Origin of the sequence: Pseudomonas sp. AN-B15 (assembly GCF_019056475.1) — a bacterium.
Taxonomy (GTDB): domain Bacteria; phylum Pseudomonadota; class Gammaproteobacteria; order Pseudomonadales; family Pseudomonadaceae; genus Aquipseudomonas; species Aquipseudomonas parakoreensis.
This window is the reverse complement of sequence record NZ_CP049737.1, coordinates 4885559-4899457: the sequence shown is the minus strand read 5'-3', so window position 1 is coordinate 4899457 and position 13899 is coordinate 4885559. Positions and strand designations below refer to the sequence as shown.

The 13899-nt window shown below is 58.5% G+C and carries 16 protein-coding genes; 11 read left to right on the top strand and 5 right to left on the bottom strand.

Annotated elements, in window-relative coordinates; genetic code table 11:
• Window positions 1–74 precede the first annotated feature (74 nt).
• On the bottom strand, window positions 75–509 hold the full coding sequence (locus tag GTQ41_RS22110) for a YhcB family protein (protein WP_007961596.1): 435 nt from the start codon (window positions 507–509) through the stop codon (window positions 75–77).
• 144 nt (window positions 510–653) lie between these two features.
• On the opposite strand from GTQ41_RS22110, the gene GTQ41_RS22105 reads away from it, so the two are divergent.
• The 3 genes from GTQ41_RS22105 (at window position 654) to zapE (ending at window position 3848) form a co-directional block, all read left to right on the top strand.
• Window positions 654–1283 (top strand): alpha/beta hydrolase, encoded by a 630-nt coding sequence (locus GTQ41_RS22105; RefSeq protein ID WP_047296439.1) that lies wholly within the window; start codon window positions 654–656, stop codon window positions 1281–1283.
• Between the two features lie 24 nt (window positions 1284–1307).
• On the top strand, window positions 1308–2663 hold the full coding sequence (locus GTQ41_RS22100; protein WP_047296436.1) for a tryptophan--tRNA ligase: 1356 nt from the start codon (window positions 1308–1310) through the stop codon (window positions 2661–2663).
• 90 nt (window positions 2664–2753) lie between these two features.
• Window positions 2754–3848 (top strand): cell division protein ZapE, encoded by a 1095-nt coding sequence (gene zapE, locus GTQ41_RS22095; protein WP_041074841.1) that lies wholly within the window; start codon window positions 2754–2756, stop codon window positions 3846–3848.
• A 139-nt stretch (window positions 3849–3987) separates the two neighbouring features.
• Here zapE and GTQ41_RS22090 read toward each other — a convergent pair whose 3' ends face one another.
• Window positions 3988–4884: a GlxA family transcriptional regulator gene (locus tag GTQ41_RS22090; protein ID WP_174376918.1), complete on the bottom strand. Its 897-nt coding sequence runs from the start codon at window positions 4882–4884 to the stop codon at window positions 3988–3990.
• Between the two features lie 250 nt (window positions 4885–5134).
• Here GTQ41_RS22090 and GTQ41_RS22085 point away from each other — a divergent pair, with 250 nt between their 5' ends.
• Window positions 5135–6271, top strand: coding sequence for an acyl-CoA dehydrogenase family protein (locus tag GTQ41_RS22085; RefSeq protein WP_047296434.1), 1137 nt, complete (start codon window positions 5135–5137; stop codon window positions 6269–6271).
• A 104-nt stretch (window positions 6272–6375) separates the two neighbouring features.
• On the opposite strand, the gene GTQ41_RS22080 is transcribed toward GTQ41_RS22085, so the two are convergent.
• Entirely contained in the window at window positions 6376–7416 is a 1041-nt protein-coding gene (locus tag GTQ41_RS22080) for an NADP(H)-dependent aldo-keto reductase (RefSeq protein WP_047296432.1), read from the bottom strand.
• A gap of 244 nt (window positions 7417–7660) precedes the next feature.
• Between GTQ41_RS22080 and rplM the strand changes: the two genes are divergently transcribed.
• The 7 genes from rplM (at window position 7661) to GTQ41_RS22045 (ending at window position 12546) form a co-directional block, all read left to right on the top strand.
• Window positions 7661–8089 (top strand): 50S ribosomal protein L13, encoded by a 429-nt coding sequence (gene rplM, locus GTQ41_RS22075; protein WP_003228062.1) that lies wholly within the window; start codon window positions 7661–7663, stop codon window positions 8087–8089.
• A gap of 14 nt (window positions 8090–8103) precedes the next feature.
• Window positions 8104–8496 (top strand): 30S ribosomal protein S9, encoded by a 393-nt coding sequence (gene rpsI / locus GTQ41_RS22070; protein WP_007961615.1) that lies wholly within the window; start codon window positions 8104–8106, stop codon window positions 8494–8496.
• A gap of 269 nt (window positions 8497–8765) precedes the next feature.
• The gene (gene petA / locus GTQ41_RS22065; protein ID WP_003228055.1) at window positions 8766–9359 is read left to right on the top strand and encodes a ubiquinol-cytochrome c reductase iron-sulfur subunit; all 594 of its coding nucleotides are present in this window, start codon (window positions 8766–8768) and stop codon (window positions 9357–9359) included.
• Window positions 9359–10570 (top strand): cytochrome bc complex cytochrome b subunit, encoded by a 1212-nt coding sequence (locus tag GTQ41_RS22060; protein ID WP_047296430.1) that lies wholly within the window; start codon window positions 9359–9361, stop codon window positions 10568–10570. Before petA ends, GTQ41_RS22060 begins: the two co-directional genes overlap by 1 nt.
• Window positions 10570–11352 carry a cytochrome c1 gene (locus GTQ41_RS22055; protein ID WP_007961619.1) on the top strand — a complete coding sequence of 261 codons (783 nt, stop codon included), beginning with the start codon at window positions 10570–10572 and terminating at the stop codon, window positions 11350–11352. The genes GTQ41_RS22060 and GTQ41_RS22055 overlap by 1 nt, the downstream gene beginning before the upstream one ends.
• Window positions 11353–11498: 146 nt before the next feature.
• Window positions 11499–12116: a glutathione S-transferase N-terminal domain-containing protein gene (locus tag GTQ41_RS22050; protein WP_003228048.1), complete on the top strand. Its 618-nt coding sequence runs from the start codon at window positions 11499–11501 to the stop codon at window positions 12114–12116.
• A 16-nt stretch (window positions 12117–12132) separates the two neighbouring features.
• Window positions 12133–12546 (top strand): ClpXP protease specificity-enhancing factor, encoded by a 414-nt coding sequence (locus tag GTQ41_RS22045; RefSeq protein ID WP_027612189.1) that lies wholly within the window; start codon window positions 12133–12135, stop codon window positions 12544–12546.
• Between the two features lie 158 nt (window positions 12547–12704).
• Here GTQ41_RS22045 and GTQ41_RS22040 read toward each other — a convergent pair whose 3' ends face one another.
• Window positions 12705–13283 (bottom strand): BON domain-containing protein, encoded by a 579-nt coding sequence (locus GTQ41_RS22040; protein WP_041073173.1) that lies wholly within the window; start codon window positions 13281–13283, stop codon window positions 12705–12707.
• Window positions 13280–13873, bottom strand: a complete 594-nt coding sequence (locus tag GTQ41_RS22035) for a phosphoheptose isomerase (protein ID WP_025109297.1) — start codon at window positions 13871–13873, stop codon at window positions 13280–13282. The genes GTQ41_RS22040 and GTQ41_RS22035 overlap by 4 nt, the downstream gene beginning before the upstream one ends.
• Between the last annotated feature and the right edge of the window lie 26 nt (window positions 13874–13899).

Sequence of the window (13899 nt, the reverse complement as noted above, 5' to 3'; positions counted from 1 at the left end):
CAAACTCCATAGGCACAAAAAAGCCCCCGGACAAGCGAAATGTCCGGGGGCTTTTTGTTGGGCGCGAAACCCGATTACTTCTTCAGACCGTAATGCTCATCGAGCATGCCCGGTGAGTTCGGGGCTTTTGGCGCGTAATCACGCGGCGGCTCCTGATCGCGCGGTGGCGTCAGACGTTCGCGCGGTGCCTGGGCGGCATCGGCGTGCAAAGCGGCGATCAGACGTTGACGGGTCTGCTCGTCCAGGGCCAGGCGGTTGGCGCCCTCGGCGAGATGATCCTGCACTTCCTGATAGCTCTGGGTCAGCTTCTTGACCAGCATCGCGGTGCTGTTGAAGTGGGTGACCACCTCGTTTTGATAGCTGTCGAAACGCTCCTGGATATCATCCAGTTGACGCTGCGTGCGGCTCGGCGCGGCATTCGGTGCGACGCGAGCGATCAGGAATCCAATGGCGACACCCACAACCAGGGCAAGAGTCGGTAACAACCAAACTAAGAGCGAGTGTTCCACGAGTCCTTCCTCTATAAACGGCTTTGCTTTACGTTAACGGCTCGAACCTGCGCTGTATACCGCGATTCACTCGCAATAGATTGGCACAGACAATTTGCTAGACGAGTCGACCCGATTCGAGGTCACGGAGTTCCTTCCTTGCTGATGCGTGAAACCCCTGTAGTGATTGATGGCCCAGTCGGCCAAATCGAAGCGCTGTACCTCGATAACGAGCAGCCAGTCGGCATCGCGCTGATCTGCCATCCGAACCCGGTGCAGGGCGGCACCATGCTCAACAAGGTCGTCTCGACCCTGCAGCGCACCGCGCGCGACGCCGGGCTGATTACCTTGCGCTTCAACTATCGCGGCGTCGGTGCCAGCGAAGGTGCCCACGACATGGGCAGCGGTGAAGTCGACGACGCCCAGGCCGCTGCCGCCTGGCTGCGGGAAAAGCATCCGGATCTGCCGCTGACCCTGTTCGGTTTCTCCTTCGGCGGATTTGTTGCAGCAAGTCTCGGCGGTCGTCTCGAAGCGCAAGGCGTACAGCTCAAGCAGCTGTTCATGGTCGCGCCGGCGGTGATGCGTCTGGGCGATCAGGATCAACTGCCACAGCACGCCGAGCTGACCGTGATCCAGCCGGAAACCGACGAAGTGATCGATCCGCAGTTGGTCTATGACTGGTCGGAACAACTCCAGCGCCCCCATGAGCTGCTGAAAGTGGCAGAATGCGGACACTTTTTTCATGGCAAGCTGACTGATCTCAAGGATCTGATCCTGCCGCGTCTCTCGAATTGATTGCAGTCTGACAAGCGATTACCCATGACGAACCGTACCCGTATCCTCACCGGCATCACCACCACCGGCACGCCGCACCTGGGCAACTACGCCGGCGCCATCCGCCCGGCGATCCTCGCCAGCCGCGACAGCAATGCCGATTCGTTCTATTTCCTGGCCGACTACCACGCCCTGATCAAATGCGATGACCCGCTGCGCATCCAGCGCTCGCGTCTGGAAATCGCCGCGACCTGGCTGGCCGGTGGCCTGGATGTCGACCGTGTGACCTTCTATCGCCAGTCCGACATTCCGGAAATTCCCGAGCTGACCTGGCTGCTGACCTGCGTCGCCGCCAAGGGCCTGCTCAACCGTGCGCACGCCTACAAGGCCTCGGTGGACAAGAACGTCGAGAGCGGTGAAGACCCGGATGCCGGCATCACCATGGGCCTCTACAGCTACCCGGTGCTGATGGCGGCGGACATTCTGATGTTCAACGCGCACAAGGTCCCGGTCGGTCGTGACCAGATCCAGCATGTGGAAATGGCCCGCGACATCGGCCAGCGCTTCAACCACCTGTTCGGCCAGGGCAAAGAGTTCTTCACCATGCCTGAAGCGCTGATCGAGGAGAGCGTGGCGACGTTGCCAGGCCTCGACGGGCGCAAGATGTCGAAGAGCTACGACAACACCATCCCGCTGTTCTCCAGCGCCAAAGAGATGAAGGACGCGATCTCGCGGATCGTCACCGACTCCAAAGCGCCGGGCGAAGCCAAGGATCCGGACAACTCGCACCTGTTCACCCTGTTCCAGGCGTTCGCCACACCGGCGCAGGCTGACGAATTTCGCAGCGAACTGCTCGGCGGTCTGGGTTGGGGCGAGGCGAAGAACCGTCTGTTCCAGTTGCTCGACAATGAACTGGGCGAGTCCCGCGAACGCTATCATCAACTGATCGAGCGCCCGGCGGATCTGGAAGACATCCTGCAACACGGTGCGAAAAAGGCCCGTGCGGTGGCGACGCCGTTCCTCAACGAACTGCGTGAAGCGGTCGGCCTGCGTTCGTTCGTCAATCAGGTGCAAGTCGCGGCGACCACCAAGAAGAAAGCCGTGAAAGCTGCACGTTTCGTCAGCTTCCGTGAAGACGACGGCAGCTTCCGTTTCCGTCTGCTGGCGGCCGATGGCGAGCAACTGCTGCTGTCGCGTAACTTCGCCGACGGCAAAACCGCCGGCCAGGTGACCAAGCAACTGCAAACCGGTCAGGCGCTGGACATCCGCAATCAAGACCTGAGCTTCAGCGTATGGCTGGAAGGCGAGTGCGTGGGTGACAGCCCGGCGTTCGCCGATGCTGCTGCGCGGGACGCGGCCATCGAAGCTTTGCGTGTAGCGCTGACCCCGGTTCAGGACTAAACAACGGCGCGGCCCGACCAAGGGCTGATTGCCATTCCCACGGGCCGTCGCTACAGTGACGGCCCGTTTTTGTTGCCTTGCTAACGAATTATGACGCCCCTAGAACGATACCAAGCTGATCTGAAACGCCCGGACTTCTTCCATGACGCCGCGCAGGAAACTGCTGTGCGTCATTTGCAGCGCCTGTACGACGATCTGATCGCGGCCGAGCAGAACAAGCCGGGCTTGCTGGGCAAACTGTTTGGCAAGAAGGATCAGACGCCGGTCAAAGGCCTGTACTTCTGGGGCGGCGTGGGGCGCGGCAAGACTTATCTGGTCGACACCTTCTTTGAAGCGCTGCCGTTCAAGGAAAAGACCCGCACCCACTTCCACCGCTTCATGAAGCGCGTGCACGAAGAGATGAAAACCCTCGGCGGCGAGAAAAACCCGCTGACCATCATCGCCAAGCGCTTTGCGACCGAGTCGCGAGTGATCTGCTTCGATGAATTCTTCGTCTCGGACATCACCGACGCGATGATCCTCGGCACGCTGATGGAAGAGCTGTTCAAGAACGGCGTGACCCTGGTCGCGACCTCGAACATCGTTCCGGACGGCCTCTACAAGGACGGCCTGCAACGCGCGCGCTTCCTGCCGGCCATTGCGCTGATCAAGCAGAACACCGAAATCGTCAACGTCGACAGCGGTGTTGACTACCGTCTGCGTCACCTCGAACAAGCGGAGCTGTTCCACTATCCGCTGGACGAAGCGGCGCACGAAAGCCTGCGCAAGAGCTTTAAGGCACTGACGCCGGAATGCACGGCAGCGGTCGAGAATGACGTGCTGATCATCGAGAACCGCGAAATCCGTGCCCTGCGCACCTGCGACGACGTGGCCTGGTTCGACTTCCGCGAACTGTGCGACGGCCCGCGTAGCCAGAACGACTACATCGAACTGGGCAAGATCTTCCACGCCGTGCTGCTCAGCGGCGTCGAGCAGATGAGTGTCACCACCGACGACATCGCCCGGCGCTTCATCAACATGGTCGACGAGTTCTACGACCGCAACGTCAAGCTGATCATTTCTGCCGAAGTCGAGCTGAAAGACTTGTACACCGGCGGACGCCTGACGTTCGAATTCCAGCGTACGCTGAGTCGTCTGCTGGAGATGCAATCGCACGAATTCTTGTCGCGGGCGCACAAGCCTTAAACAGATTCGGTGCATAAAAAAGGGCCTGCATTTGCAGGCCCTTTTTTATGCACTGAAGATCAAAAGATCGCAGGCTTCGCCAGCTCCTACAGGTGTACGCCATTCTGTAGGAGCTGCCACAGGCTGCGATCTTTTGCTTTTAGGCAGCCTGCTGAAACTGCTGCCGATACTGGTTCGGCGACAGCTCGGTGTGCTGGCGGAACAGCCGCGCAAAGAAGCTCGCATCGTCGTAGCCGACCTCATAACTTATGGTCTTGATGCTCTTGCGGCTGCCCGACAACAGACCTTTGGCAGTCTCGATGCGCAGGCGTTGCAAGTAGTGCAGCGGCTTGTCGCCAGTCGCAGTCTGAAAGCGGCGCATGAAATTACGGATGCTCATGCCGTGCTCGCGGGCCACGTCTTCGAAGCGGAACTTGTCGGCGAAATGCTCTTCGAGCCAGTGCTGGATCTGCAGGATGATCACGTCCTGGTGCAGCTTCTGTCCGCCGAAACCGATACGTCCCGGCGAATAACTGCGCTGCACTTCATACAGAATGTCGCGGGCCACGGCTTGCGCCACGTTGGCACCGCAGAAGCGTTCAATCAGGTAGATATAGAGATCGCAGGCCGAAGTGGTGCCCCCGGCGCAATACAGATTGTCGGCGTCGGTCAGGTGCTTGTCCTGATTGAGGTACACCTTGGGGAAGCGCTCGGCGAAGGCATTGAAGAAGCGCCAGTAAGTGGTCGCTTCCTTGCCGTTGAGCAGACCGGCCTCGGCCAGCCAGAACACCCCGGTGGCTTCGCCGCAGAGCACGGCGCCGCGGGCATGTTGCTCGCGCAGCCATGGCAGGATTTGTGGATAACGGCTGCACAGGGTGTCGAAATCGTCCCAGAACGCCGGGAGGATGATGACGTCGGCGTTTTCCAGGCCGCCGTCCACCGGCATCATCACGTCACTGAAGCTGTTCACCGGTTTGCCGTCGGGGCTGACCAGGCGGGTTTCAAACGCCGGTGTCAGGCCGTGGCCCAGTTGTTTGCCGTAACGCAGGCTGGCCAGATGGAAAAAGTCCTTGGCCTGCATGAGAGTGGATGCGAAAACCCGGTCGATTGCCAGGATGCTGACGCGCCGCAAGGGCGTGGAGACTTGCTTGGACATAATTCAACTTTTGTTTTGTTTTTATAAGGGAAAGTGGTCACCAGACGGCTGGATCGTCTTATTTTTTGTCGGATGTGTCCAGTGTCCTGTGTCGGAGGTGAGGCTTAGTCTCTGAACGTCACATTCCTCCAACAAGAATGAAAGGTGCCGCATGATCCCCAGAACCTTGTTCAGCTCCGAGCACGAATTGTTCCGCGACAGCGTACGAACCTTCCTCGAAAAAGAGGCCGTGCCGTTCCATGCGCAATGGGAGAAACAAGGCCACATCGACCGCAAACTGTGGAACAAGGCGGGGGAGGCGGGGATGCTCTGCTCGCACCTGCCGGAAGAGTACGGCGGCCTGGGCGCGGACTTTCTGTACAGCACCGTGGTAATCGAAGAGGTCGGTCGTCTGGGTCTGACCGGGATCGGTTTCTCGTTGCATTCGGACATCGTTGCGCCATACATCCTGCATTACGGCAGTGAAGCGCTTAAGCAAAAATACCTGCCGAAGCTGGTCTCGGGCGAGATGGTCAGCGCGATTGCGATGACCGAGCCGGGTGCCGGTTCCGACCTGCAAGGGGTCAAGACCACCGCAGTGCTGGAAGGCGACGAGTACGTGATCAACGGCTCCAAGACCTTCATCACCAACGGCTTTCTCGCTGACCTGGTGATTGTGGTCGCCAAGACCGATCCGAAAGCCGGTGCCAAGGGCACCAGCCTGTTTGTGGTGGAAGCGAATACGCCAGGCTTTGAGAAGGGCAAACGCCTGGAGAAGGTCGGAATGAAGGCGCAGGACACGTCGGAATTGTTCTTTCAGGACGTGCGCGTGCCGAAGGAAAACCTCTTGGGCCAGGCCGGGGCAGGGTTTGCCTACCTGATGCAGGAATTGCCACAGGAACGACTGACGGTAGCCATCGGAGGTCTGGCCTCAGCCGAAGCTGCGCTGAAATGGACGCTCGATTACACCCGTGATCGCAAGGCGTTCGGCAAGGCCATTGCCGACTTCCAGAACACCCGCTTCAAACTGGCGGAAATGGCGACGGAGATTCAGATCGGCCGAGTATTTGTCGACAAGTGCCTGGAATTGCATCTGCAAGGCAAGCTCGACGTTCCGACAGCAGCGATGGCCAAATACTGGGGCACCGACCTGCAATGCAAGGTACTCGACGAGTGCGTGCAGTTGCATGGCGGCTACGGCTTCATGTGGGAGTACCCGGTGGCCCGGGCGTGGGCGGATGCACGGGTGCAGCGGATCTATGCCGGTACCAACGAAATCATGAAGGAGATCATTGCGCGGTCGCTGTGAGTTCTGCGGTGAATTGACGGGCCCCTTCGCGAGCAGGCTCGCTCCCACAAGGATCACGCTGTACCTGTGGGAGCGAGCCTGCTTGCGAAGCTTTTAACGGCCGATCAAGGCGCCGGGTTCGGATGATCCTTGTGGATCGCCTCGATCCCTGCCAGCACTTCATCGGAAAGCTTCAGATCAAAACTGGCAATGTTGCTGTCCAGTTGCTCCAGCGTCGTCGCACCAATGATGTTGCTGGTGACGAACGGTTGCTGAGTGACGAACGCCAGCGCCATCTGCGCCGGATCCAGACCGTGTTCACGGGCCAGGGCCACGTAACGGCTGCAGGCCGCTTCCGATTGCGCGTTGAAATACCGGCTGAAGCGGCTGTAGAGGCTCAGGCGACCTTTCGGTGGGCGAGCGCCACCTTCGTACTTGCCGGACAGGAAACCGAACGCCAGCGGCGAATAGGCGAGCAGGCCGCACTGTTCGCGGATGGCGATTTCCGCCAGGCCGATTTCGAAGCTGCGGTTGAGCAGGTTGTACGGGTTCTGGATCGACACCGCGCGCGGCCAGCCACGGGCTTCGGCCAGAGCGAGGAAGCGCATGGTGCCCCATGGCGTCTCGTTGGACAGGCCGATGTGGCGGATCTTGCCGGCCTTCACTTGCTCGTCGAGGGCTTCGAGGGTGTCTTCGAGCGGCGTCAGGTTGGCTTCGATCTTGTGTTTGTAGCCCAGTTGTCCGAAAAAGTTGGTGCTGCGCTCCGGCCAGTGCAACTGGTAGAGGTCGATGTAATCGGTCTGCAGGCGCTTGAGGCTGGCATCCACCGCTTCGGTGATGTGCTGGCGGTTGTGGCGCAGGTTTTTGTCGCGGATGTAGTCGATGGTGTTGCCCGGGCCGGCGATCTTGCTGGCGAGGATCCAGTCGGCACGATCACCGCGGCTTTTGAAATAATTACCGATGTAGCGCTCGGTGGTGGCGTAGGTTTCGGCTTTCGGCGGCACCGGGTACATCTCGGCGGTGTCGATGAAATTGATCCCGGCGTCCTTGGCCCGCTCGATCTGGGCGAAGGCTTCAGCTTCAGTGTTTTGCTCGCCCCAGGTCATGGTGCCGAGGCAGATTGCACTCACGTTCAGGTCGGTACGGCCTAGCTGGCGATAGTCCATCGGGTGCTCCTTGGGCAAAACAATCATAAAAGCAGGTTGAAAATTTTTTCGCAATCTGCATAATTGCCGACCTCTTTCTGCAGTGGAAGTGATGCGCCGCCGCCGAAGAATCTTGCCGTTGAACGGACGCGCCGACCCGAGCCCCCGAAAGCGTCTGTATCCGGCTGCCTTTGACTTGTCAAAGTACGCACTATTCAGTAAGATCCGCCGTCTTATTTACAGGCGGCCCCTGAGGCTATAAAGAATGAAAACTTTTACTGCTAAACCGGAAACAGTAAAGCGCGACTGGTTTGTCGTCGACGCTGCTGGTCAGACCCTGGGTCGTCTGGCCACCGAAATCGCGAGCCGTCTGCGTGGCAAGCACAAGCCTGAGTACACTCCTCACGTTGACACCGGCGACTACATCGTCGTCATCAACGCCGAGCAGATCCGTGTAACCGGCGCTAAAACCACTGACAAAATGTACTACTCCCACTCCGGTTTCCCGGGCGGCATCAAGTCGATCAACTTTGAAAAGCTGATCGCCAAGGCCCCTGAGCGCGTGATCGAGACCGCGGTTAAAGGCATGCTGCCTAAGAACCCGCTGGGTCGTGACATGTACCGTAAGCTGAAAGTCTATGCGGGCGCTGCACACCCTCATACTGCTCAGCAGCCCCAAGAACTGAAGATTTAACGGAATAGTTCATTATGTCGGCGACTCAAAATTACGGCACTGGCCGTCGCAAGACCGCAACCGCACGCGTTTTCCTGCGTCCGGGTACTGGTAACATCTCCATCAACAACCGCTCCCTGGACTCGTTCTTCGGCCGCGAAACTGCCCGCATGGTAGTTCGTCAGCCGCTGGAACTGACCGAGACTGTCGAGAAGTTCGACATCTACGTCACTGTCATCGGCGGTGGTGTAAGTGGTCAGGCTGGCGCAATCCGCCACGGCATCACTCGCGCTCTGATGGACTACGACGAAACGCTGCGTAGCGCTCTGCGCAAAGCTGGCTTCGTTACTCGCGACGCCCGTGAAGTTGAACGTAAGAAAGTTGGTCTGCGTAAAGCGCGTAAGCGTCCGCAGTACTCGAAGCGTTAATTCGTTTCCACGTTCAAAAAAGAACGCCCGATTCCTCACGGAACCGGGCGTTTTTTTATGCCTGCGATTTATTAAAGAATTGCGCTGTGACAACTTGCCACATTCGTAGACCCCCTATACTACAAGGCTTGAGGGTGGGAGCTCCCGGTAATTCCCTTGTCAGAATTGGGGCTTTTCATTACCATCTCGGCAAAATTTTTATAAGTAACATTGATTTATTTAGTAGATGCCTGATTTAACAGGCCACAAAGCTGATGGGAGAGGACTGAATGAGCAATGACGGCGTGAATGCAGGCCGGCGTCGCTTCTTGGTAGCAGCCACATCCGTGGTGGGTGCTGCAGGAGCGGTGGGGGCTGCGGTCCCGTTCGTGGGGTCATGGTTTCCCAGTGCCAAGGCGAAAGCCGCCGGTGCACCGGTGAAAGTGAATGTCAGCAAGATCGAGCCAGGACAGCAGATGATTGCCGAATGGCGCGGCCAGCCGGTGTTCATTGTCCGCCGTACTGCGGAAATCCTGGGGAATCTCAAGAAGATCGAGGGCCAGCTCTCCGATCCGACTTCCAAAAACTCCACGCAACCTACTTATGTCGATCCTGAAGTGCGCTCGATCAAGCCGGAAATCCTGCTGCTGATCGGGATCTGCACTCATCTGGGTTGCTCACCCACCTTCCGTCCCGAAGTGGCGCCTGCGGACTTGGGTAAAGACTGGGTCGGCGGCTATTTCTGCCCTTGCCACGGTTCCCACTACGATCTGGCTGGCCGCGTCTACAAGTCGCAACCTGCGCCTTTGAACCTGCCAGTTCCCCCGCATTCCTATGAGACCGATGACCTGATTGTCATTGGCGTCGATACGGAGAAAGCGTGATGAGCAAGTTCATGGATTGGGTGGATGCGCGCTTCCCTGCCACCAAAATGTGGGAAGACCATCTCAGCAAGTATTACGCGCCAAAAAACTTCAACTTCTTCTATTTCTTCGGCTCGCTGGCACTGCTGGTGCTGGTCAACCAGATCGTCACCGGTGTCTGGCTGACGATGAGCTACTCGCCGTCGGCAGAAGAGGCGTTCGCTTCCGTCGAGTACATCATGCGCGACGTCGAGTACGGCTCGATCCTGCGTCTGCTGCACTCTACCGGCGCTTCGGCGTTCTTCATCGTGGTTTATCTGCACATGTTCCGGGGCCTGCTCTACGGTTCGTACCAGAAACCGCGTGAGCTCGTCTGGGTGTTCGGCATGCTGATCTACCTGGCGCTGATGGCTGAGGCCTTCATGGGTTATCTGCTGCCTTGGGGGCAGATGTCCTACTGGGGTGCCCAGGTGATCATCTCGCTGTTCGGTGCGATTCCCGTCATCGGCAACGACCTGACCCAGTGGATTCGTGGTGACTACCTGATCTCCGGAATCACGCTGAACCGCTTCTTCGCCTTGCACGTCGTGGCGTTGCCGATCGTGATTCTCGGTCTGGTGGTGCTGCACATTCTGGCGCTGCACGAAGTCGGTTCGAACAACCCGGACGGCGTCGACATCAAGAAGCACAAAGACGAAAACGGTATCCCGCTGGACGGCATTGCCTTCCACCCGTACTACACCGTGAAAGACATCGTCGGCGTGGTAGTGTTCCTGTTCATCTTCTGCTTTATCGTGTTCTTCTTCCCGGAAATGGGCGGCTACTTCCTCGAAAAACCGAACTTCGAGCAAGCCAACCCGTTCAAGACGCCTGAGCACATTGCACCGGTCTGGTACTTCACGCCGTTCTACGCGATCTTGCGTGCGATCCCGGACAAGCTCATGGGCGTGATCGCCATGGGCGCCTCGATTGCGATGCTGTTCGTGCTGCCGTGGCTGGATCGCAGTCCGGTCAAATCGATGCGCTACAAGGGCTGGATGAGCAAAATCTGGCTGCTGGTGTTCTGCATTTCCTTCGTGATCCTCGGCATTCTGGGCGTACTGGCCCCGACGCCGGAGCGCACGCTGGTGTCGCAGATCTGCACCTTCCTGTACTTCGCCTACTTCATTCTGATGCCGTTCTACACCAGGCTCGAGAAGACCAAACCGGTTCCGGAAAGGGTGACTGGCTGATGAAAAAGTTATTTTTTGCTCTGATTTTTGCTGCGCTGCCTGTGCTGTCTTTTGCCGCCGAACACGGTGGTCCGGAGCTGGAAAAAGTCGACATCGACGTGTCCGATAAAGCTGCCCTGCAGGACGGTGCGCGCACCTTTGCCAACTATTGCATGGGTTGCCACAGTGCCAAGTTCCAGCGTTACGAACGGGTGGCCGATGACCTCGGCATTCCCCACGACATGATGCTCGAGAAGCTGGTGTTCACCGGCGCCAAAATCGGCGACCACATGAACATCGGCATGCAGCCGGCAGACGCCAAGACCTGGTTCGGTGCGGCACCGCCGGACCTGACCCTGGTGGCGCGCGTGCGTGGCACCGACTGGCTCTATGGTTATCTGCGCTCGTTCTACGAAGATCCGGCGCGCCCATGGGGCGTGAACAACAAGGTCTTCCCGAACGTCGGCATGCCTAACGTGCTGGTCGGCCTGCAAGGTCGTCAGGTGGTGGGCTGCAAGCAAGTGCAGATCGTCGAGGACGGCAAGAAGCAATACGATCCGCTGACCGGTACGCCGCTGACGCATGAAGCATGCGATCAGCTGACCATCGTGCCGAAAACCGGTGCTCTGAACGAAGAGCAGTTCGATGAGAAGGTCAAGAATCTGGTAACCTTCCTGGCTTACTCGGCTAACCCGGTTAAGCTGCAACATCAGCGCATCGGTACTTACGTCTTGCTGTACCTGGCGTTCTTCTTTGTGTTCGCCTACCTGCTCAAGCGTGAATACTGGAAAGACGTGCACTGATACGCTTCAAGCATTGCTGTTAATCGCGCGCGCCCAAGGGTGCCTCCGATAACGCAATGTCTGGTTCGCCAGGCATTGCGGGAGGCGCCCTCTGGGCGCGCGCGTTTTTCCGGTTCCAATCATTTCAACAAGCGAGGAGGATCGCCATGGGCGTGACCAATCGGTTGGCCTGTTACTCCGACCCCGCCGACCACTATTCCCACCGAGTGCGCATCGTGCTTGCAGAGAAGGGTGTCAGCGCCGAAATCATTTACGTGGAAGCTGGTCGCCAGCCGCCTAAACTGATTGAGGTGAACCCTTACGGCAGTCTCCCGACACTGGTCGATCGCGACCTGGCGTTGTGGGAGTCGACCGTGGTGATGGAATATCTGGATGAGCGTTACCCGCATCCGCCACTGATGCCGGTTTACCCGGTGGCGCGTGCCAACAGCCGTCTGCTGATTCACCGTATTCAGCGCGACTGGTGTGGTCTGGTGGATCTGATCCTGGATCCGAAAACCAAGGAAGCCGCGCGTGTCGTGGCACGCAAGGAATTGCGTGAAAGCCTGACGGGCGTGTCGCCGTTGTTTGCCGACAAGCCGTTTTTCCTCAGTGAGGAACAAAGTCTGGTGGATTGCTGCCTATTGCCAATACTCTGGCGTTTGCCGATTCTGGGTATTGAACTGCCGCGGCCGGCCAAGCCGCTGCTTGATTATATGGAGCGCCAGTTTGCGCGTGAGGCTTTCCAGGCGAGTCTGTCTGGCGTCGAACGCGATATGCGCTAAGGCTTAAGGAGCCGCTATGAACTCCAGTCGACCTTATCTGGTCCGCGCGCTCTACGAGTGGATTGTGGATAACGATTGCACCCCGCACATGCTGGTCAATTCCGAATACCCGGCCGTGCAGGTGCCGCAAGGTTTCGCCAGCGACGGGCAGATTGTCCTGAACATTTCGCCCAGTGCCGTGCGGCACTTGCACATGGACAACGACGTGGTGACCTTTGAGGGTCGCTTCGGTGGCGTTCCGCATAGTCTCTATGTGCCGATCAGTGCAATTCTGGGTATTTATGCCCGGGAAAACGGTCAGGGCATGGTGTTCGATCTCGAGTCGCCGATGGACGACGAAGACGATATCGAGCCCGATGACGACTTGCCGCCACCGGGCAGCGAACCGCCGCGCCCAAGTGGCCGGCCAAGTTTGAAAGTGGTGAAGTAATAAAAAAGGCGACCCGAGAGGGTCGCCTTTTTTATTACGTAGGAGCTGCCGCAAGCTCGGGCCGCGTTCGGACGATCTTTTGATCTTGTTTTTCAAGACCAATATCAAGATCAAGATCTAAAGATCGCAGCCTGCGGCAGCTCCTACATGGGTATCGGTCAGTCGATGTATTCGAACAGCTTCACGATCTTCTGCACGCCGGCAACGCCTTGCACCAGATTGGTCGCCTGTTGTGCTTCCTGTTTGGTCAGCAGGCCCAGCAGGTAAACGATACCGTTCTCGGTCACGACTTTGATGCGCGAGCCGGGAATGCTGGCGTCGGTCAGCATCTGGGTCTTGATCTTGGTGGTCAGCCAGGCGTCGTTCTGGCGAGCGAGGAAGCTTGAAGGTGCAATCACTTGCAGTTCGTTGTGCACCTTCTTCACGCGCTGGACGTTGGCGGCGGCCTGTTCGGCCTTGGCCTTGAGATCTTCGCGCGGCGTCTGGCCGGCAAGCAGGACCACGCCGTTGAAGCTGGTGACGACGATATGTGAATCCTTGTCCAGGCCTGGGTCGGCCTTGGCCACGTTGACGCCGACTTTGGTTTCGATCAGCGAGTCGTCGATTTTACTGCCGAAGGTCCGGGTGCCGCGGTCGTCTTCAATCGGCGCTTCACGGCTGGCATTCACCACCGAGGTGCAGCCGCTGATGCCGAGGCACAGGGTCAAGGCCAGAAGGCCAAGGCGATTAGGGGTCATTCTTCACTCCCGAACAGTTGGCTGTCGATCAGATCGCAGAGGCAATGGATCGCCAGCAGATGGACTTCCTGAATACGTGCAGTGACATGGGCCGGTACGCGAATCTCGACATCTTCAGGCAGCAGCAGTGAAGCCATGCCGCCGCCATCGCGGCCAGTCAAAGCTACGACAACCATTTCGCGATCATGTGCGGCCTGGATTGCTTGAATGATGTTTGCCGAGTTGCCGCTGGTCGAGATCGCCAGCAATACGTCGCCGGGTTGACCCAGTGCGCGGATCTGCTTGGAGAACACTTCGTTGTAGCTGTAGTCGTTGGCGATCGAGGTGATGGTCGAGCTGTCGGTGGTCAGGGCGATGGCCGGCAGGCTCGGGCGTTCGCGCTCGAAGCGGTTGAGCAGTTCGGAAGAGAAGTGCTGGGCGTCGCCGGCAGAGCCGCCGTTGCCGCACGAAAGCATTTTGCCTTCGTTGAGCAGGGCGTTGACCATGATCTGGCTGGCTTGCTCGATGTGCGGTGCAAGTACGTCCATCGCCTGTTGCTTGGTGTCGATACTGGCCTGGAAAAGCTGGCGAATTCGGGATTGCATGTCCATCTGTGTGACCTTAAGTAGCGCGGCTG